Below are 20,264 nucleotides of genomic sequence, written 5' to 3'. Positions count from 1 at the left end.
ATAAGAACAGGCTTACCGATGAGCCAGAGTTTCAGCCCCCTTCGCAAGTTCGTATCGCCTGAAATCATCTTTGGTGCCGGCTGCCGGCACAATGTGGCCAATTACGCCAAAACCTTCGGTGCGCGCAAGGTACTGGTGGTCAGCGACCCTGGCGTGATCGCCGCCGGCTGGGTGGCGGATGTGGAGGCCAGCCTGCAGGCCCAGGGTATCGACTACTGCCTGTACACAGCGGTGTCACCCAACCCGCGGGTCGAGGAGGTGATGCTCGGCGCCGAGATCTATCGGCAGAACCACTGTGACGTGATCGTCGCCGTCGGTGGCGGCAGCCCGATGGATTGCGGCAAGGCCATCGGTATCGTGGTGGCCCATGGGCGCAGCATCCTCGAATTCGAAGGCGTGGACATGATCCGCGTGCCCAGCCCGCCGCTGATCCTGATCCCGACCACCGCCGGCACCTCGGCGGACGTGTCGCAGTTCGTGATCATTTCCAACCAGCAGGAACGCATGAAGTTCTCCATCGTCAGCAAGGCGGTGGTGCCGGACGTGTCGCTGATCGACCCGCAGACCACCCTGAGCATGGACCCGTTCCTGTCGGCCTGCACCGGCATCGATGCGTTGGTGCATGCCATCGAGGCCTTCGTGTCTACCGGCCACGGGCCGCTGACCGACCCCCATGCGCTGGAAGCCATGCGCCTGATCAATGGCAACCTGGTGGAGATGATCGCCAACCCTACTGATATTGCGCTGCGCGAGAAGATCATGCTCGGCAGCATGCAGGCGGGGCTGGCGTTCTCCAATGCGATCCTGGGCGCAGTGCACGCCATGTCGCACAGCCTGGGCGGCTTCCTCGACTTGCCCCATGGCTTGTGCAACGCGGTGCTGGTGGAGCACGTGGTGGCGTTCAACTACAGCTCGGCGCCGGAGCGTTTCAAGGTGATCGCCGAGGTGTTTGGTATCGACTGCCGCGGTCTCAATCACCGGCAGATCTGCGGGCGGCTGGTGGAGCACCTGATTGCCCTGAAGCGTGCCATCGGCTTCCATGAAACCCTGGGCCTGCACGGGGTGCGCACGTCTGATATCCCGTTCCTGTCGCAACACGCGATGGACGACCCGTGCATCCTCACCAACCCCCGTGCGTCCAGCCAGCGTGATGTCGAGGTGGTCTATGGCGAGGCCCTCTGACGAGCAGCAGCGGGCGTTGGCCGGGCTGCTGGGGCTGGGTGACCACTCGGCGCGTAAAAGCCATTACCCGGAGCTGTCCGCCCGCCTGGACGAACTGGAAGCCGAACGCAACCGTTACAAATGGCTGTTCGAAAACGCCGTGCACGGTATTTTCCAGGCCAGCCTTCAGGACGGCATGCGTGCCGCCAACCCGGCGCTGGCGCGCATGCTCGGCTATGACGACCCGCAAGCGGTGCTGTTTTCCCTGACTGACCTGGCCGCCAACCTGTTTGATGGCGGTGCCGAGGAGTTGCAGGCCATTACCGCGGTGCTCGCCCGTGAGCACAGCCTGCACGGCTACGAAACCCGTCTGCGGCGCAAGGACGGCAGCCATCTCGATGTGCTGATGAACCTGCTGCTCAAACCCGGCCATGAAGGGCTGGTGGAGGGGTTTGTCGCCGACATTACCGAACGCAAGCTGGCCCAGCAGCGCCTGCAACAACTCAATGACGAACTGGAGCAACGGGTTGCTGCGCGTACCGATGAATTGCTGGAGGCGCGTGATGCCGCCGAAGCCGCCAACCGCAGCAAGGACAAATACCTCGCCGCCGCCAGCCATGACCTGCTGCAACCGTTGAACGCTGCCCGCTTGCTGATTTCGACCTTGCGCGAGCGGCCATTGCCAGAGGCCGAGCATGTGCTGGTGGAGCGTACCCACCAGGCCCTGGAGGGCGCGGAAGACCTGCTGACCGACTTGCTGGACATTTCCCGGCTCGACCAGGCGGCGGTAAAGCCGGATGTGGCCGTGTACCGCCTGGACGAGCTGTTCGCGCCGCTGGTCTCGGAGTTCAGCCCGGTGGCCGAGGCGGCGGGCCTGAAGCTGCATGCACGCATAGCCGACTACGCCATCAGCACTGACCTGCGGTTGCTCACACGCATCCTGCGCAACTTCCTCAGCAACGCTTGCCGGTATACCGAGGAGGGGCGGATCCTGCTCGGGGCAAGGCGCCGCGGCGGCCATTTGCGGCTGGAGGTGTGGGATACCGGACGGGGCATTGCGCAGGACCGGCTGCAGGACATATTCCTCGAGTTCAACCAGCTGGATGTGGGGCGTGCAGCGGATCGCAAGGGCGTTGGCCTCGGGCTGGCCATCGTCGAGCGGATCGCCAAGATACTCGGTTACCGGATCGAAGTGCGGTCGTGGCTGGGGCGTGGCTCGGTGTTCAGCATCGAGGTACCTCTTGGCAAAGAAGTGCCGCTGGCTGTTCACCAGGCTGTGCCGCTGCCCAGCGTCGGTGATCCGCTGCCGGGCCGCCGCCTGCTGGTACTGGACAACGAAGTGAGCATACTCGAGAGCATGGGCGCGCTGTTGGGGCAGTGGGGGTGCGAAGTGGTCACGGCTACCGACCGGGAGGGCGCCTTGCTGGCGTTGCAGGGGCGAGCCCCGGAACTGATTCTGGCCGACTACCACCTGGACCATGGCGTAGTGGGGTGCGAGGTGGTGAGGTACCTGCGTGAGCATTTTGCGACTGCCATACCGGCAGTGATCATTACCGCAGACCGCAGCGATCAGTGCCGGCGGGGCTTGCAGAAGCTAGGGGCGCCGCTACTGAACAAACCTGTGAAACCCGGGAAACTGCGGGCGGTATTGAGCCAGTTGCTCCTGGTGCATTGATAGGGTACTCGTTCACCACTCGGCGAAATAGAGCACTTAAATGGCCTGTCGCGAAGTTTGGATCCACTGGCCTTTGAAACTTACCATTCGGTCAACTTGCAAGAAGTTAGTAAACTAACTAATACGGCTTTAAATACCGCTGGTCGGTGCTTTTGCTCAAGAAATGAACGATTTGCCAGTGGGTCGTTCCTATTTGCCAGCGAATGTGTTCTTCAAGTACCACACTTCGCACCTCTCCCCAGAACGTACTGGACGTTCAACTTGATTTGAATCGCAGGGATGCACACGGGGCTTTTTTACCTCTGACAATGGAGTAACGCCATGTCCAACCGAGGCTCAACGGTTGAGCCACTGTGTGCAATTGAGTAACCCTTTGCTGTTTCAATTAACGATATGAATTTGGTCTTCCCGGTGCGATCAAGTCGTACGCATGCTTGTTGCAAGGCCATCTAGCGCTAATGCATTACGTGGAGAATTCGACGTGGAGTTTAATACAATTATTAGCCTGTTCGGGCAGAAAGAATCCATGGAGCTGGTGCGGTTGTCGGTCATTTATGTTCATTTACTGGCCTGTTGTATCGCCATCGGCCTGGTATTTACCAGTGATGCCGAGATGGTCAGGGACTTGTTGAAGGGGCATCAACAGGCCAGCCATGACGGTAAGAACATGGCCCGATTGCAGGCGTCCGTTGCCAATGCCTTGATATTCCTGTGGCTTACCGGTGCCGCGGTTATTGGTATCGATTACCTTGAAAAAGGCATGAGTTATTTTGCCAATCCCAAACTTCACGCCAAGGTCATTATTGTCTTGCTCCTGACCTTCAATGGCATGTTGTTGCATCGTTATGTATTACCTGCCTTGATCAAGGCCGGTTCTTTGCTTGACCTGAATATAGGCGTACGGATGTTTGCGTTGTTTTCTGGTGCACTGTCAGGTGTTTCCTGGTTATATGCAGCGATGCTGGGCGTCGGTCGGCCACTGGCCTGGAAGTATTCGTTGACCGAGTTGCTGTTGGCCTATCCGGTGATGATCCTGCTTGGCTTTGCCCTGATGGCCGCACTGACCCAGTGGGCGCGAAAACGCAAAATGGCCAAAGCGACGCCAGCACCTGTGTGGCCGCGGGTGGGCATTCCTTGCTGATGGCCTGAGGCACTGCAACGGCGCCGCGAAGCGGCGCTCGCGGTTACGCGTTTGCCTGCACGCTGCGCCCTTTTGCCAGATAGGCATTGAACTCATCTTCCGGCACCATGCTGCCCCCCGTTCCCACAGGACATCACAGCCTTCAAGGCTTGCACAGTACCTGTGGGAGCGGGCAAGCCCGCGAAAGGGCCGGTACAGGCAAAGGATCTGACCCGTTTGCTCATTCAGCCATAAGGCGGCGCTGGCAGTTCGGCCAGCAGGGTTTTCAAACCGTCGCTCCACTGCCTGCGAATCTGTTGATAATAGGCATCGTCGCTGGTAATGCGCTTGCGCGTCATGCTTTCCAGGCTGTTATTGCGGTACACCAGCAAGTCCAGCGGCATGCCCACCGACAGGTTGCTGCGGATGGTGGAGTCGAACGAAATCAGGCCGCAGCGCAGCGCTTCATCAAGCGGCGTGCGGTAATCCAGGTTGCGGTCGAGTATTGGCCTGCCGTACTTGCTTTCACCCAGCTGCAGAAACGGGGTGTCCGGTGTGGCCTGGAAGAAATTGCCTTGTGCATACACGTTGTAGATGGCCATGGGGCCGCCGGCTATCTGGCCGCCGACAATGAATGAACTGCTAAGGTCGATATCGGCCGTGAGCTTGCTGCGGTCTCTTTTGACCACCTCGCGCAGGGTGTCGGCGACCAGCACCGTTGCATCGTAGAGCGTGGCAACGTTCAGCAGGTGGGGGCCGTTGCCCTGGGTGTGTTGCTGCAGCAGGTTTACCACCGACTGCGAGGTCGCCAGATTGCCGGCGGTCTGCAGCACGATCAGCCGCTCGCCCGGGACGCTGAAGACGAACAACTTGGTGAACGTGGAGATCTGGTCGATGCCGGCATTAGTGCGTGAGTCGCTGATGAAGACAAGCCCGTCCTCCAGGTGCATGGCGACACAGTAAGTCATGCGGTTTCCCTTGTGTTGCGTGTGGAAGGGTCTTGCCGCACTCGCGCGGCAAGACCGGTCTGAAGCCAGTCTGTCACTGGCGATGCACGTGAACGCTGGCCTGCATCGATTCGGCGCCGCCGCCGCGGCGTACGCCCCTGACCGGGCAGGCATCAAGGTAGTCCAGGCCCACCGCCAGCTTCAGGTGACGCTCTGGCCGGGTCAGGCGGTTGGTAATGTCGAAGCTGTACCAGGCATCGTCGACCCAGGCTTCGGCCCAGGCGTGGCTGGCCAGGTGTTGTTCGTCCTCGGTGCACAGGTAGCCGGACACATAGCGTGCCGGTACCCCCAGGCTGCGTGCGCAGGCCAGGAACGCGTGCGTGTGGTCCTGACACACACCTGCGCCACCGTTGAAGGCTTCGATGGCCGTGGTGCCCACTGACGTGGCCCCAGGGCTGTAGGGCATGTGCTCGGCCAGGCCTTGCATCAGCCCGATCAGTGCTGCCCGGTCGCGGTGACTGCCACATTGCCGGGCGGCGAAAGCAGTCAGGGTGTCGTCGGCCTGCGTCAGGTGGCTGCCGCGCAGGAACGGCAGGGGCGACTGGCTCTCGGTTTCGTGTTCGCAATCCGGGTCGATCTCGACCTGGCCGTGTGCGGTAAGCGCCAGGTGGCCATGGGGTTTGTCCAGTGTCAGCACATGCAGGATGTTGCCGTAAGGGTCGATCTGGCCCTTGACCTTGCAGGGCAGGTCCAGTTGCCATTGATTGATACGCTGGCGTTCGCTGCTGCGCGGCGTCAGGCGCAGGAACTGGATACTGTTGCACACGTCGCTGGCGTAGCTATAGGTCGTGTCGTGGCGAATGGACAGTTTCATACAACCTCCAGGTAGGAGTGATGGACGGCCTGGCCCAGTTGGTTGATGCGGCCGATGAAGTCGCTTAGCCAGGGATGCAACCCTGCATCGAGGATTTCGTCGATTGCGGTGTAGCGCAGGCGCGCGTTCAGTTCGGCGGCCATGCGCTGGGCGGCACGCCCGGTACTGCCCGGCAGGCCTGCCAGGATCAGGTCCAGTTCCTCGATGCAGGCATGCAGCGAGCGCGGCACGTCCACCCGCAACAGCAGCAACTCGGACACCGGCCGGGCGCTGGGTGCGGCGCGATAGAGCTCGTTGAAGGCTTCGTACGAGGTCAGCGCGCGCAGCAGGGCGCTCCATTGGTAATAACCGCGGGCGGAGTCGTCGCTGACCTCTTCGGAGGCCTCGCCGAACATTTCATAGCGTGAATCGAGCAGGCGCAGGGTATTGTCTGCCCGCTCCAGGAAGGTCCCCAGGCGAATGAAGCTGTAGGCATCGTTGCGCATGATGGTGCCGGAGGTCGCACCGCGGAACAGGTGTGATCGTTCCTTGACCCAGTCGCAGAACTGGCTGATGCCATAGCGACCCAGGCCATTGCTGGCGATGTTGCGCATTTCGATCCAGGTGGCGTTGATGTTCTCCCACATGTCGGCGGTGATACGGCCGCGCACTGCATGGGCATTGGTCCTGGCGGCCTGCAGGCAGCAGTAGATGCTGCTGGGGTTGGTGGCGTCGAGGGCGAAGAAGTGCAGCATGCGCTCGGTGTCGAGTTCCTTGTGGCGACGCAGGTAGTCATCCAGCATGCCCGAGGCCATCAGCGACATTGCCAGTTCGGCATGGCCGTCGCTGCGCCCGGCCTGGGGCATCAGCGATAGCGAGTAGCTGACCTCGAGCATGCGTGCAAGGTTTTCTGCACGCTCCAGGTAGCGGGACATCCAGTACAGGTCGGAAGCGGTTCGCGAAAGCATGGCTCAGTCCTCCACCACCCAGGTGTCCTTGGTACCGCCGCCTTGCGACGAGTTGACCACCAGCGAGCCTTCCTTGAGCGCCACGCGCGTCAGGCCACCGGGCACCAGGCGGGTTTCACTGCCCGACAACACGAACGGGCGCAGGTCGATGTGACGCGGTGCGATGCCGCTGTCGACGAAGGTCGGGCAGGTTGACAGGCACAGCGTCGGTTGAGCGATATAGGCGTGCGGGCGGGCTTTGATGCGCGCGCGGAAGTCCTCGATCTGGGCTTTGGTCGAGGCGGGCCCGACCAACATGCCATAGCCGCCGGAGCCCTGGGTTTCCTTGACCACCAGTTCGGGCAGGTGGGCCAGTACATGGGACAGATCCGCCGGCTTGCGGCACTGCCAGGTCGGCACGTTGTTCAGGATTGGTTCTTCGCTCAGGTAAAAGCGGATCATGTCGTCGACGAAGGGGTAGATGGATTTGTCATCGGCCACGCCAGTGCCGACGGCGTTGGCCAGTACCACATTGCCGGCGCGGTAAACCGAGATCAGCCCCGGTACGCCCAGCATCGAGTCAGGGTTGAAGGACAGCGGGTCGAGGTAGTCGTCGTCCAGGCGACGATAGATCACGTCCACCTGTTGGGGGCCGGCAGTGGTGCGCATGTAGACATGCTCATCACGCACGAACAGGTCGGCGCCTTCGACCAGCTCGATGCCCATTTCCCGGGCCAGGAAGGCATGCTCGAAATAGGCGCTGTTGAAACGGCCGGGCGTGAGCAGCACCGCGGTGGGGTTGTCCAGTGGGCTGGCGCTCTTGAGCGTGTCCAGCAGCAGGTTGGGGTAGTGATCGATGGGCGCGATGCGCTGGGCGGCAAACAGTTCGGGGAACAGGCGCATCATCATCTTGCGGTCTTCGAGCATGTAGCTGACGCCGCTGGGGGTGCGCAGGTTGTCTTCCAGCACGAAGTAGCTGCCATCGCCGTCACGTACCAGATCGACACCGGCAATATGCGCATACAGCCCACGGTGAAGGTCCAGGCCCTGCATGGCGATCTGGTAGCCCTCGTTGGCCAGCACTTGCTCTGGCGGGATGATGCCGGCCTTGAGAATGCGTTGGTCGTGGTAGATGTCCTCCAGGAACAGGTTCAGCGCCTGTACCCGTTGAATGCAGCCACGCTCGACCGTGCGCCATTCGCTGGCGCGGATGCTGCGCGGGATGATATCGAAGGGGATCAGGCGCTCGGTATCCTGCTTGTCGCCATACAAGGTGAAGGTGATGCCTGCGCGGTGAAACAGCAGGTCGGCCTCGCGCCGGCGCTGTTCCAGCAACTCCAGCGGGGTGTTGGCCAGCCAGCGGGCGAACTCCTGATAATGCGGGCGGCAGTTGCCGTCCGCTTCGTACATTTCATTGAAAAAAGCCCGGGACATACCCACTCCTTGCCGCCGTTGCCGGCAGCTTCATTGCGGTTCATCTGCGTCTTTCAGGGTGCTGCCTTGCTGGGGTAAGTGGGAGCTGTGTCTCGCGTTAACCTCGGTCTCGGTAGATTGCCAGTGCGTTGAGCACAATCAGTCTTTGCAATAAAAGTGCCGAATACCCCTGGAGGTTCTGGGGATGCAGGGAATGTGAGGGGCACACCCGATCTGTGCTGCCTGGCCGCAAGGGCCGGCGCATCAAAAAAGGGCGCTTTTGACCCGGGCGCGGGTTTTGAACCGAAATGGGGCGCAGGCCGGTGCCTGGCGGGAGAAAAAGGGAGTATTCCGGGTGCATGACGTGGGGCGGAGGGGGCATGCATCGAGCGCCGCGCGGGCGGCACTCGATTGCGCGAACGCTGAATATCGTGAGACGGGCGCCTTCAGGGCGTCAGAGGCAGGCGTAGACCACCAGTTCCACCAGCATTTCTTCCCGGGCGAGGCCAGCCACCACTACGGCCGCGCGGTTGGGGTAGGGTGCCTGGAAATACTCGGCGTACACGGCATTTACAGTTGCCAGATAACGGCGGTCGGTCACGTAGATCAGCACCTGGGTCACGGCATCCAGCGAGCTGCCAGCGGCTTCCAGGGTGTGGCGCAGGTTGTCCAGTGTCTGGCGGGCCTGGGCCTCGATGCCGCCGGCAACCACTTGGCCCTGCGTATCGATTGGGATCTGCGCAGTGTACAACGTACCGTTGCCGACGACCGCCCATTCCAATGGCGCCCTGGAGGCGAACAGCTCGGTCTTTATCGCATGCTTCATGGGTTGTTTCCTCAGTGGCAAGGGTGTTCAGTCGGCGTCGCTGCCGCCGCCTGCACCGTGGCGGCGTGAGGCATCGGTGCTCTCGACAAGGATGTGTTCGGCCAACTGCCTGAGCCTTTGCCAGGTATGTTCGTTGACTGTAAAGCCTTGCTGCAGTGTGCGCTGCGGGTCGCTTATTGCCTGGGCGGTCTGGCCTGCTCGGGTGAACAGCACCATTACGTCTTGCGCGGCCGCTTCAATGGCCTGGGGCCGGGTTTCACTGCTCAGTTCCGGGCGCGGCATGCCGGCGGTAAAATCGGCCCAGTGGTATCGGCGGGCGTCCTCCCAGCGGGCTTGCACGTGCAGCCCCTGCACAGCTGCCCGGCTCAGGTAGCCCAGCAACAGCAAACGGTTGTGGCAGTGGCGTATGCGCAGTTCAGCCTGACCACAGCGCATGGCCTTGGCTGCCGCCAGTTCCACCACCGTGGCGGCGCAGCGCAACACGCTCTGGCCCTTGGCGTCGATCACCAGCAGGGCGTTATCCTCATGGCACAAGGCGTATGGCCGTGCAGCTTCGGCTTGCAGATAACGCAACGCCTTTTCCAGTGCACCGACGCCATCGAGCCCCTGCAGTTGCAACCAGCCCACGAGTTCGGCGGCATCCTCGCAGTCGCCCGGGGCGAAGCCCATGCCTTCGAATGCCTTGCGGCACATCACCTGTATTTCGTTAAGCGATACGCGCATGGTCAAAACTCCCTTTGCGGCATGACTGCGAAATTCCAGTCGTCTGCGAACGGCTGACCGATGTCGCTGACCAGCGGCGCGCCCTGGAACAGCGTGATACGCACCCAGCGGCTTGACTTGGGGTCGAATTTCCCCGCGCCGAAAAATGCCAGTTTGCAGCGCAGCAGGTGAATCGGCAGCATGTCCCGGGCCAGCAGGTTGGCACGGATTTCACCGTAGTTCGTTTTTGCCATGCCTTGCAGGCGGCGTACCGCGCCCTTGAACATCGGTTGGGCGATCAGGAAGTGAGCGGTCAGCCCCTGAGGCTGCAGTTGCAGGTGCTCCAGCAGCGCGCTATGGCACTGCTGGATATTGCGGGCGATACCCAGCTGCATTTCTTTTTCGGCTCCTGGCTCCTCTGCGCGAATGCCCAGGCGCGGCTCTTCTTTTTCAGCTGAGCGGTACCAGAAGAAGTGCTCCGCATCGGCAGCACTGAAGTCGTAGCGCAACGCCCAGCCATACTGCTGCTCGATGAGCTGGCGCAGTTGCCCAAGGGGCATCTGGGCGTCCAGCTGCCAGCTTTCGTTGACCCCCATGTGCTCGGCCAGGGGCGTGACCTGCTCGGGGTACAGCTCCAGCAGCAGGCTGACCAGAAGCTCCTGGCAGCCCACCCCCGTGTGTAATTGCGCCCAGGCCAGCAGGCGCGGCCAAAGGCCCGCGCCGTCGGCTTGCGTGCCAAGCCAGGTGGCCAGTAAAGCAAGCTCGGCCAAGGTTTGCAGGTTCTGCTCATGCTGGCGCTGGTCTTCGGTCCGGGACTGGCTCAGGTGCAACTGGGCGCGCGCCAGCAATTGCTGCAGGCGCGCCAACGGGGCGGGCTCCGCCGGCTGCGCCAGCACCAGGGCCAGGGCCGTTTCCCGCGTACTGATCCAGTGCTCCACCAGTTGAGGGTGGTTGATCAGAAAAGGGGCCATTCCCAGCCCGGTCGCGTTGCCGACCCCCAGGTAGCGTTGAAGGGCCGGGGCCAGTTGCACTGCCCGCTGCGGGGCGAGTGCCTGGGCCATGTGGTTGATCTGCTCGATGCTGAAGTGACGCAGCAGGTAGACGGTGAACATCTGCGCGCTGAACGGCTGGTTGAAGTCCGGGTTATCTTGCAGGCAACCAAAATCGGCGATGCCGAACTTGCCGTTACCGTAAACAGCTGTAGTGCGATACAGGTAGCCGACTTCAGCCAGTTGCTGTGGATCGGGCTGGCGACCTTCTGCCAGCGCCGCCAGAAACCGGTCGAAATTGCGCAAGCTACGGTTGGCCCGCGACAACACCAGCACGCGTGCATCGAAGCGGCCGGCTTCCTGCAGCGGCACGTTGCGTTGCAGGTCGGCCAGTTGTGCCGAGTCGACATCGCCGGCCACCAGCACGAAGCTGACGTCCCACTGGTCGGCGATGACCCGATCGCTGCGCTTTTCCGGCGGCAGGTAGGCCGAGAAGATCACGCAGTGGTAATGGCCGTTTGGCGTTTCGATGCGGTAGATCGCAGTGCCGAAGCCTTGACCATCGAGGTCGAAACAGCTGCGCCGGATTTGCCAGCGCTGTTGCATCATCCGCCGCATGCTGCTGCGCACGAAGCTTAGCGGGCTCTGGAAGTGGCTACCCAGCCGGGCCAGGTCCATGACTTGGCTGGCAGGGCGCAACGCGGGTATTGCAGGCACGCTGTTGGGCATTGTTGTTGTACCTGGATGGATCATGTTCAGACGCCTTGTTCACGGGCCATGTGTCGAGCGATGCGCACGGCATCCCACAGGGCTGGCAGGATCACCAGCGACACCGGCACCGCGGTGATGACAATGAAGGATTGCAGGGCCGTCACACCGCCTGCGCCAATGGTGATCAGCACCACCGCCGCCAGGCCCATGCCGATTGCCCAGAAACCGCGCAACCACTTCTTCGGTTTATCGTCGCTGGACATCGCCAGCGCCACGGTGAAGGCCATGGCGTCGCCATTGGTGGCCACTGAGATGAAACTTAGGAACAGGAACAGCGCGCTGACAAGGCCACCTAGTGGCAGGTTCTGCGTCACTCCCAGCAGCAGGTCTTCAGGCTTGGCGCCATGGGCGGTGACGCTGCCTGGCGTTTGCAGCTCCAGGCCGATCCCGGTACCGCCCACCACAGTGAACCAGAACATGGTCACCAGCGGTGCGATGATCGACAGCGTCATGATGATCTCGCGGATGGTGCGGCCCCGCGAGATCCGCGCGACATACAGGGCCACCATGGGCGCATAGCCGATGAACCAGCCCCAATAGAACACCGTCCACCAGTCCAGCCATTTGGGGTCGGCGCGGAACATTGTCAGGGGGATGAAGTGCTCCACGTGCAGGGCAAAGGCTGCCGGGAAACCGCCGAGGATGAACAGCGTCGGTCCGAATACCACCATGAACAGTGCCAGGCCGATCATCAACCAGACGTTGATTTCGCTGACAAAGCGGATGCCTTTGAGGCCCACCAGGCACGATACAGTGTACATCGCGGTGACCAGGACGATGGTCAGCGACTGGGTGACGATAGTGTTGGGCAACTCCCACACGGCGTGCATGGCGCTGCTGATCTGCAGGCCAAGGAAACCGATCGGACCGATGGTGCCGGCCACTACCGCGATGATCGAGGCAGCGTCGGCCAAGGTGCCGATCGGGCCCTTGAGCGCTCGCTTGCCGAACAGGGGGTAGAGCAGGGTACGCGGCGCCAGCGGAAGGCCTTTATCGTAATGCAGGTGCATCAGCACGATCGCCAGCAGGCTACCCAGCACGGCCCAGGCCAGGAAGCCCCAGTGCACGAACGATTGCGCCAGTGCCGCGGTGGCCGCCGCTTCGCTGTGCGGTTGCAGGCCGGCGAAGAAGGGCGGTGGGCTGGCAAAGTGCATCAAGGGTTCGGCAGCGGCCCAGAAGGCGCCACCACCTGCCAGCAAGGCGCACATGATCACTGCGATCCAGTTGAAGGTGCTGATGTCCGGGCGCTGGGTGACCCCGCCCAGGCGTACACGCCCGCACCTGGAAAAACCGATGAACAGGCTGACGGCGAAGGTTGCCAGCATCAGCACTTGCCAATAGAGGCCAAAGGCCTTTGTCGACCAGGCGAACAGGGTATTGACCAGCGCCGACACGGTGTCGATGTCGATCAGCGCCGCCAGCAGGAAGGCGCCGAGGAATCCGCCGCTGATCAGGAACAACGGCCAGTCGATATCGCGTGCCATAGGCAGGCCCATGGCCTGGCCGTCGGCCTGCAAGGTGGTTGGGTTTTTCATGAAACCTCCGGAACCTGCGATTGTTTTTATTGTTGATGCTGTCCGTGCAAAGGGTTCAGGCCTGTGCCGTGGTGGCGGTCTCCAGCAGGCGCAACCAGTTCAGCCCCATGATGTTGCCCACGTCGTGCTCGGCAAAGCCGCGGGCGCGCAGGCCCTGGGCGATGTTGCGGAGGTCGCGGCTGTCGCGGAACCACTGCAAGGGCGCCGGCCAGTTGGCGTTGTCCCTGGAGCCTTCGCCGTAGTCCTTGTCCTTGCTCCAGCGGCCGTTGCGCATCCATTCCAGCACCGACAAGGGTTGCGCCTGGCACAGGTCGGTGCCGATGCCGATATGCTCCACACCCATCAGGTCGGCGGTGCGCGCGACCATGTCGCAGAAACTTTCCAGGCTACAGTCCGAGGCACCCTTGAGGTGGAACGGATAGGTGCTGAAGCCCAGCAGCCCGCCGGACTCTGCGATCCCGCGTAGCACCGCATCGGATTTGTTGCGCTTGGCGGCGTGGAAGCTGGCAGGGTTGGCGTGGGAGATGATCACGGGTCGACTCGACAGTTCGATGGCCTCAAGCGTGCTTCGCTCGGCGCTGTGAGACATGTCGATGAGCATGCCGACGCGGTTCATTTCGGCGATCACCTGGCGGCCGAAGCGGCTGATGCCGTTGTCCTCGCGCTCATAGCAGCCGCTGGCCAGCAGGCTTTGGTTGTTGTAGGTCAGCTGCATGACGAACACCCCGAGCTGGCGGAAAACCTCCACCAGGGCAATGTCGTCCTCGATCGGCGAGCAGTTCTGGAAGCCGAAGAAGATACCCACCCGGCCCTCCTCGTGGGCCAGGCGGATGTCGCTGGCCGTGCGCACCGGGCGGATCAGCTCGGGCCATGTCTCGAAGCGGCGGTTCCACTCGCCCAGGCGCGACAGGGTTTCGCGGGCGTTTTCGTGGTAGGCGATGGTGGCGTGCACCGCGCTCAGGCCACCGGCCTGCATCTGCTGGAATATATCCTGGCTCCAGTTGGAGTACTGCAGGCCGTCGATCATCAAGAGGTCGTGCATGGCATGTATTCCTTCAGGGCCGCAGGTAGGTGGTCTTGACCACGGTGTAGAAGTCGCGAGCGTATTGCCCCTGTTCCCGCGGGCCGAAACTCGAGGCTTTACGGCCCCCGAATGGCACGTGGTAGTCGGTGCCGGCGGTGGGCAGGTTGACCATCACGCAGCCGGTCTGGGCGCGGCGCTTGAAGTGGCTGGCGTGGCGCAGCGACTGGGTGATGATCCCGGCTGTGAGGCCGTACTCGGTATCGTTGAGCGTGGCCAGCGCCTCTTCAAAATCGCGCACGCGGATCACGCAGGCGATGGGGCCGAACACTTCCTCGCGGTTGATGCGCATGTCGTTGCGGCTGTTGATGAACAAGGCAGGGCGCATGTAGTAGCCATCGCAGGCCAGTTGCAGGCGCTCGCCGCCTTCTATCAGGGTGGCGCCTTCGGCCTGGGCCAGTTGCAGGTAGGCCAGGTTCTGTTCCAGCTGGCGTGCGTCAGCTACCGGGCCGATCTGGACGCCAGCCTCCAGTGCATGGCCGACCTTGAGCTGGCGCATGCGCAGGCGCAGCGCCTCGACGAAGCGGTCGTGGATGCCGTCGCAGACGATCAGCCGTGACGAAGCGGTGCATTTCTGCCCGGTGCCGAAGAAGGCCCCGTTGAGCGCGCATTCCACGGCCAGTTCGAGGTCGGCGTCGTCCATGACCACCAGGGCATTCTTGCTACCCATTTCCAGCTGGCAGCGCACCAGATTACCGGCGGTGGCCACCGCTACGCGTCGGCCCGTCTGCAGAGAACCGGTGAACGTCAGGGCATCAATCTCGGCGGACTGGATCAGGGCCTCGCCGACGTCGGCACCACTGCCCATCACCAGGTTGAAGGTGCCGCTGGGCAGGCCCTGACGGCTGATGATTTCGGTGAGCGCCCAGGCACTGGCCGGCACCAGGTTGGCCGGCTTGAACACCACGGCGTTGCCGAAGGCCAGGGCCGGGGCGATTTTCCAGGCGGCGGTGGCCATGGGGAAGTTCCAGGGGGTAATGATGCCTACCACACCCACCGGTTCGCGATGCACTTCGATGTCGACCCCAGGGCGCACCGAGGCGGCAGTCTCGCCCATCTGGCGCAGCACTTCGGCGGCGTAGTAATGGAAGAACTGGCCACTGCGGTTGACCTCGCCGATGCCTTCGGCCAAGGGTTTGCCTTCTTCTCGCGACAGCAGTTCGCCGAGCTCTTCCTTGCGGGCGATCAGCTCGTCGCCGATGGCCATGAGCACTTGCTGGCGGCTTTCCAGACCACTGGCGGCCCACAGGGGTTGAGCGGCGCGGGCGGCCTGGATGGCCTGGCGGGCCTGTTCGGCGCTGGCCTGATGGTACTGGCCGATCAGGTCGCCAGTGTCCGAGGGGCTGTAGTTGCCCAAAGTGGCGTGGCCTTCACACCACTGGCCATCGATGTAGTTGTTGTAGGTCTTGTGTGACATGGATGAACGCCTCCGTTTGCATGGCATTCATCATGCGAGCAATATGCAGCAAATAAAAATTAATAAAAAAAATGCTTTGATAAGGAATGCTAACCATGTTGCCCGAGCTGAAAATCGCCCAGTTGCGTTACTTCGTACTGGTCGCCGAACTCAAGAGTTTCCACGCGGCCGCCCGCCAGGCCTTTCGCACCCAGCCTGCGATATCCCTGGCCCTGCGTGAACTGGAGCAGAAGCTGGGGCAGGCACTGGTCGAAAAGGGCGGTGGCCGGGTAGAGCTGACGCCATATGGCGAGCATTGCCTCCCGTTGTTTCGTGGCTTGATCGAGCACCATGACCGTATTGCGCGTGAAGCCATGCTGTTTGCCCGGCATGAAATCGGCCAGGTCAGCATCGCCACCGTGCCTTCTGTGGCCAGCCGAATGCTGCCAGGGCCGCTGGCCCGCTTTGTGGCCGCGCACCCCAATGTGCAGGTCAGCATTCAGGACGGCACGGCCGAACGTGTGCAGCAGTTGCTCGCTCAAGGGCAGGTGGATTTCGGCATCAGCAGCCTGTGGGTGGACGATGACCAGCTCGAATTCGCCCCCATCGTGAATGATCAGGTTGGCGTGGTGTGCCGCAGCGACCACCCGCTGGCGCAGGCGGGCGGGCGGCTGCATTGGGCGCAGTTGCTGGGCGTGCCGATGATCCGCAACGGTACCTCGCAATTGCTGGCGGGTACCGAGGCCGAGGGTTTGCTGGCCGATAGCCGGCTGTTCATTTCCAACATGATTTCGTTGATCGCCATGCTGGAGGAGGGGGTAGGGATCAGTACCTTGCCGTACCTCGCTTTTCCGCAGGAGAACGACAAACTGGCGTTCGTACCCCTTGAGGAGCCCAGGGTAGAACGGCATATCGGCATGCTCACCCGCAAAGGGCGCAGCTTGTCACCTGTGGCGGGGGCACTGATGGCGTTTCTGCAAGTGCAGTTGGCGAAGGCTGGCTGATTCGTTGGCGGTAGGGGCATGGCGCGCCATGACCGGTACTGAGGTTCGCAAACGCACGCCCGGCTTTCAGAGAACCGGGCCTGACGCCACGCTAACACCTGCCAGCGTGGTGAACGAGATGTCCTTGGCCGTGAGCAGAAAATCACGCATGTACGGCACCTCCAGCATGTCACTGCGCAGTGCAGCATAGAGGTTTGCCTGCAGGCCGTGCTCGCCAAGGCGCTTGGCGGTTACATAGCCGCGCGAACTGTATTCGTGCACGGCCCAGTTGGGCAGGCAGCAGACGCCGCGCCCGGAAGCAACCAGTTGCATCATCATCACGGTCAGTTCTGAAGTACGTACCTGTGCGGGCTCGACGTCGGCGGGGTCGAGGAAGCGGGTGAAGATGTCCAGGCGGGTGCGTTCGATCGGGTAGGTGATCAGTGTCTGGCTGGCGATATCGGCGGGCTCCAGGTACGGCTTGTGGCGCATGGCGTGGTGGTTGTCGATGGCCAGCAGTGCCTCGTAGCTGAACAACGGCACGTAGCTGATACCCGGCAGTGTCACCGGGTCGGAGGTCACCACCAGGTCCAGGTCGCCGCGCTCCAGGGCTGGCAGCGGCGCGAAGGAAAAGCCGGAGGCGAGGTCCAGTTCCACCTCAGGCCAGGCGCCGCGGAACTCATCCACTGAAGGCATCAGCCACTGGTAGCAGCTGTGGCACTCGATGGCGATGTGCAGCCGTCCGGCGCAGCCCCCGGCCAGCTTGCCCAGGTCCCGTTCGGTATTGCGGATCTGAGGCAGCACCTGATCGGCCAGCTGCAGCAGCTTCAGCCCGGCGCTGGTGAAGCGCACCGGCCTGGATTTGCGCACGAACAGTGGCGTGCCGATGCGCTCTTCCATATCGCGGAACTGGTGCGACAGGGCTGATTGTGTCAGGTGCAGGCGCTCGGCGGCCTCGTGCAGGCTGTCGGTTTCACGCAGCGCGTGGAGGGTTCGCAGGTGGCGTAAATCGATCATGAGTAAAATGGCGGATCAACGCAGTAATGGCGGGTTTTCTTCACTGCTGCGTGATCCTGACAATTCCTTTGATGGGTATTCCGTGAGTGGGGTGAGGTTCAAGCCGCGTGATGCGCGGCGAGGTTGCAGTACTGCCCCTTGAAATACAGCAGCGGCTGCGTGGCAGCAGTTGCCTGCAGGTTCAACGCTTTGACTTCGCCAATCACGATCAGGTGGTCCCCGGCGGCATGTTCGGCGTGAATTTCGCAATCAAGCCAATGCAGGCTGCCGGCAATGATCGGGTTGCCCAACGGCGACGCTTGCCATTCGACGCCCTGCCACTTGTTGGCGCCGCGCCGTGCAAACTGGTTGGAAATGCCGACCTGCTCACCTGACAGGATGTTGACCGTGAAGCGGCCAGCCTGGCGGATTTTCGGGTAGCTGGCCGAACTGGACATCACACTGAATGACACCAGCGGCGGGCTCATCGATACGCTGTAGAACGACCGGCAGGTGAAGCCGATCGGCTCACCTTCGTGGTGCGATGTAATCACCGTGATGCCGGATGCGTAGTGCCCGAGTGCCTGGCGAAAAGTCGACGGCTCGATCGCCGTACTGGAAAGCAACATGGTAGGTCCTGTGGCTGCATTCATTTCAGCGTGCGTTAGCGAGTTCCTGACGGACAATGGCTGCGCCTGCACTCAACGCCTTGAGCTTGCCGCTGGCTACCTGGCGGGGCAGGGGCGCCATGCCGCAGTTGGTGCAAGGGTAGAGCTTGTCGGCATCGACGAATTGCAGTGCCTTGCGCAGGGTGGCGGCGACCTGTTCGGGTGTCTCAATGACATGGGTGGCCACATCGATGGCGCCGACCATGACTTTCTTGCCGCGAATCAGCTCGAGCAGGTCCATCGGAACATGCGAGTTATGGCATTCCAGCGAAATGATATCGATGCTGGACTGCTGCAGTTTGGGGAAGGCCTGTTCATATTGCCGCCATTCTGAACCGAGGGTCTTTTTCCAGTCGGTGTTGGCCTTGATGCCATAGCCATAGCAAATATGGACGGCCGTTTCGCACTTGAGGCCCTCGATGGCCCTTTCCAGGGTAGCCACGCCCCAGTCATTCACTTCGTCAAAGAAAACATTGAATGCCGGTTCGTCGAACTGAATGATGTCCACGCCCGCGGCTTCCAGTTCTCTGGCTTCCTGGTTGAGAATCTTGGCGAATTCCCAGGCCAGTTTCTCGCGGCTTTTGTAGTGGTTGTCATACAGTGTGTCGATCATGGTCATGGGGCCGGGCAGCGCCCACTTTATCGGCTGTGTGGTGTGCTGGCGCAAGAATTTGGCATCTTCGACAAACACCGGTTTTTGTCGAGCGACAGCACCCACCACCGTCGGTACGCTCGCATCGTAGCGATCACGGATTCTGACGGTTTTCCGTTGTTCGAAATCAACGCCGCTGAGGTGCTCGATAAACGTAGTGACAAAGTGCTGGCGGGTTTGTTCGCCGTCACTGACGATGTCGATACCGGCGTGTTGTTGTTCTTGCAAGGCCAGGCGCAAGGCATCCTGTTTGCCTTCGACCAGTTGCTCGTCTTGCAACTTCCACGGTGACCAGAGTGTTTCGGGTTGAGCAAGCCAGGCGGGTTTCGGCAGGCTGCCGGCCGTGGAGGTGGGTAGCAATTTGTTCATGAACAGTGACCTTGTGCTTTGAATGTTCAACGTGCGTATTGAGCGGACCATTGCGCCAGCGTGGCCTGGTAGGGTTTGACAAATTGCTCCTCGGCAAATTTGCCCTGCTCGATCGCCAGGCGGCTGCGCTCTTCCCGGTCGTAGACAATGCGCGTGAGCGAGTAATCCTGGTTCTTCAGGCTGGGCTGGTAGGCCTTGCCCGCAGGAGAATTGGCGTTGTAGATCTCGGGTCGGTAGATTTTCTGAAAGGTGTCCATGGTGCTGATGGTGCTGATCAGTTCAAGGTCGGTGTAATCAGCCAGCAAGTCGCCGGCAAAATAAAACGCCAACGGGGCGACGCTGTTCGGCGGCATGAAATAGCGCACCGTCAAGCCCATTTTCTTGAAGTATTCGTCTGTCAGGGAGTATTCATCCTGCTGGTATTCAACCCCTAGCACAGGGTGCTGATTTTCGGTGCGCAGGTAAGTCCTGCTGCTGGATACGCTCAGGCAGATAACCGGTGGTTTGCTGAAATGCTCCTGGTAGGTTTGCGAGTTGACGAAGCATTTGAACAGGTTGCCGTGCAGCTCGCCAAAATGATCAGGTGTGCTGAAGGTCGACCGATGCTTGTTATGCTCAAGTAACAGTACGCTGAAGTCGTAATCGCGCACGTACGAGGAGAAGTTGTTACCTACCATGCCTTCGAGGCGAGTATTGTTCTTGCGGTCGACAATATAGGTTTTCAATATTTCGATCAGCGGCAGGGCATTGCCGTACTGCGCGCTTTCAAGGTTCATTTCCACCGATATGATGTCCAGCTCTACGCGGTAGCGATCATGTTCGGGGTTGTCCCAGTGCGCCAGCGCATTGAAACGGTTATTGATCATCGTCAGGGTATTGCGCAGGTTCTGCTGGCGGTTTGCACCCCGTGCCAAATTGGCGAAGTTGGTCGTGATGCGGGTATTTTCGGCAGGGAGATAATGTTCGTCGAACGCAATGCGCTTGACGGTGAATGTTGGCGCTTTATCCATGGTAACGGCTTCCAGGTGCCTGAGTGTGAGCGATCCAGTGCTGGTCAGTTGCGTAGCTGAGTCGTTCACACCGTAATCTTGATGTGTTTGATTGAGGCGTATCCTAGGTGGGGCGCTGCATGAATGATATTGAAGTTATTTCACAGGTTTTTTAGCCCTGCTCATGATGC

General features: G+C 61.4%; 18 protein-coding genes. 4 read left to right on the top strand and 14 right to left on the bottom strand.

The window, feature by feature from the left end; all coding sequences use genetic code 11:
* The first annotated feature begins 18 nt into the window (after nucleotides 1-18).
* From ercA to LU682_RS17205, 3 genes are all read left to right on the top strand, one after another.
* A complete protein-coding gene (gene ercA / locus LU682_RS17215; RefSeq protein WP_004576476.1) occupies nucleotides 19-1,182 on the top strand; it encodes an alcohol dehydrogenase-like regulatory protein ErcA in 1,164 nt (387 codons plus the stop codon).
* Complete coding sequence (locus LU682_RS17210; protein ID WP_049586268.1) at nucleotides 1,166-2,836, top strand: PAS domain-containing hybrid sensor histidine kinase/response regulator; 1,671 nt, start codon at nucleotides 1,166-1,168, stop codon at nucleotides 2,834-2,836. Before ercA ends, LU682_RS17210 begins: the two co-directional genes overlap by 17 nt.
* A gap of 526 nt (nucleotides 2,837-3,362) precedes the next feature.
* Nucleotides 3,363-3,977 carry a hypothetical protein gene (locus LU682_RS17205; RefSeq protein ID WP_049586266.1) on the top strand — a complete coding sequence of 205 codons (615 nt, stop codon included), beginning with the start codon at nucleotides 3,363-3,365 and terminating at the stop codon, nucleotides 3,975-3,977.
* A 224-nt stretch (nucleotides 3,978-4,201) separates the two neighbouring features.
* Here the strand turns inward: LU682_RS17205 and LU682_RS17200 are convergent, their stop codons facing one another.
* The 10 genes from LU682_RS17200 to LU682_RS17155 form a co-directional block, all read right to left on the bottom strand.
* A complete protein-coding gene (locus LU682_RS17200; protein ID WP_010953603.1) occupies nucleotides 4,202-4,924 on the bottom strand; it encodes a proteasome-type protease in 723 nt (240 codons plus the stop codon).
* A 73-nt stretch (nucleotides 4,925-4,997) separates the two neighbouring features.
* Nucleotides 4,998-5,777, bottom strand: coding sequence for a transglutaminase family protein (locus LU682_RS17195; RefSeq protein WP_010953604.1), 780 nt, complete (start codon nucleotides 5,775-5,777; stop codon nucleotides 4,998-5,000).
* Nucleotides 5,774-6,724 (bottom strand): alpha-E domain-containing protein, encoded by a 951-nt coding sequence (locus LU682_RS17190; protein ID WP_003254074.1) that lies wholly within the window; start codon nucleotides 6,722-6,724, stop codon nucleotides 5,774-5,776. The genes LU682_RS17195 and LU682_RS17190 overlap by 4 nt, the downstream gene beginning before the upstream one ends.
* Nucleotides 6,725-6,727: 3 nt before the next feature.
* On the bottom strand, nucleotides 6,728-8,137 hold the full coding sequence (locus tag LU682_RS17185; protein WP_010953605.1) for a circularly permuted type 2 ATP-grasp protein: 1,410 nt from the start codon (nucleotides 8,135-8,137) through the stop codon (nucleotides 6,728-6,730).
* 433 nt (nucleotides 8,138-8,570) lie between these two features.
* Entirely contained in the window at nucleotides 8,571-8,942 is a 372-nt protein-coding gene (locus LU682_RS17180) for a RidA family protein (RefSeq protein ID WP_003254071.1), read from the bottom strand.
* A 27-nt stretch (nucleotides 8,943-8,969) separates the two neighbouring features.
* The gene (locus LU682_RS17175; RefSeq protein WP_049586264.1) at nucleotides 8,970-9,665 is read right to left on the bottom strand and encodes a DUF3726 domain-containing protein; all 696 of its coding nucleotides are present in this window, start codon (nucleotides 9,663-9,665) and stop codon (nucleotides 8,970-8,972) included.
* A gap of 2 nt (nucleotides 9,666-9,667) precedes the next feature.
* Nucleotides 9,668-11,362 (bottom strand): hypothetical protein, encoded by a 1,695-nt coding sequence (locus LU682_RS17170; RefSeq protein WP_049586262.1) that lies wholly within the window; start codon nucleotides 11,360-11,362, stop codon nucleotides 9,668-9,670.
* 26 nt (nucleotides 11,363-11,388) lie between these two features.
* Complete coding sequence (locus LU682_RS17165) at nucleotides 11,389-12,939, bottom strand: BCCT family transporter (protein ID WP_010953608.1); 1,551 nt, start codon at nucleotides 12,937-12,939, stop codon at nucleotides 11,389-11,391.
* 55 nt (nucleotides 12,940-12,994) lie between these two features.
* Nucleotides 12,995-13,981, bottom strand: coding sequence for a dipeptidase (locus LU682_RS17160; protein WP_010953609.1), 987 nt, complete (start codon nucleotides 13,979-13,981; stop codon nucleotides 12,995-12,997).
* Between the two features lie 13 nt (nucleotides 13,982-13,994).
* Complete coding sequence (locus tag LU682_RS17155) at nucleotides 13,995-15,437, bottom strand: aldehyde dehydrogenase family protein (protein WP_010953610.1); 1,443 nt, start codon at nucleotides 15,435-15,437, stop codon at nucleotides 13,995-13,997.
* Between the two features lie 95 nt (nucleotides 15,438-15,532).
* Here LU682_RS17155 and LU682_RS17150 point away from each other — a divergent pair, with 95 nt between their 5' ends.
* Entirely contained in the window at nucleotides 15,533-16,420 is an 888-nt protein-coding gene (locus LU682_RS17150; protein WP_049586259.1) for a LysR substrate-binding domain-containing protein, read from the top strand.
* A 66-nt stretch (nucleotides 16,421-16,486) separates the two neighbouring features.
* On the opposite strand, the gene LU682_RS17145 is transcribed toward LU682_RS17150, so the two are convergent.
* The 4 genes from LU682_RS17145 to LU682_RS17130 form a co-directional block, all read right to left on the bottom strand.
* On the bottom strand, nucleotides 16,487-17,416 hold the full coding sequence (locus LU682_RS17145) for a LysR family transcriptional regulator (RefSeq protein WP_010953612.1): 930 nt from the start codon (nucleotides 17,414-17,416) through the stop codon (nucleotides 16,487-16,489).
* A 98-nt stretch (nucleotides 17,417-17,514) separates the two neighbouring features.
* Nucleotides 17,515-18,024 carry a flavin reductase family protein gene (locus tag LU682_RS17140; RefSeq protein ID WP_232856677.1) on the bottom strand — a complete coding sequence of 170 codons (510 nt, stop codon included), beginning with the start codon at nucleotides 18,022-18,024 and terminating at the stop codon, nucleotides 17,515-17,517.
* A gap of 25 nt (nucleotides 18,025-18,049) precedes the next feature.
* The gene (locus tag LU682_RS17135; RefSeq protein WP_010953614.1) at nucleotides 18,050-19,084 is read right to left on the bottom strand and encodes a methionine synthase; all 1,035 of its coding nucleotides are present in this window, start codon (nucleotides 19,082-19,084) and stop codon (nucleotides 18,050-18,052) included.
* A gap of 26 nt (nucleotides 19,085-19,110) precedes the next feature.
* Entirely contained in the window at nucleotides 19,111-20,094 is a 984-nt protein-coding gene (locus tag LU682_RS17130; RefSeq protein WP_049586257.1) for a DUF1852 domain-containing protein, read from the bottom strand.
* Between the last annotated feature and the right edge of the window lie 170 nt (nucleotides 20,095-20,264).

This window comes from Pseudomonas alloputida, from assembly GCF_021283545.2.
Classification (GTDB): Bacteria; Pseudomonadota; Gammaproteobacteria; order Pseudomonadales; family Pseudomonadaceae; genus Aquipseudomonas; species Aquipseudomonas alloputida.
Note: the sequence above shows the minus strand (reverse complement) of the source record. Positions and strands in the feature narration are given on the sequence as shown.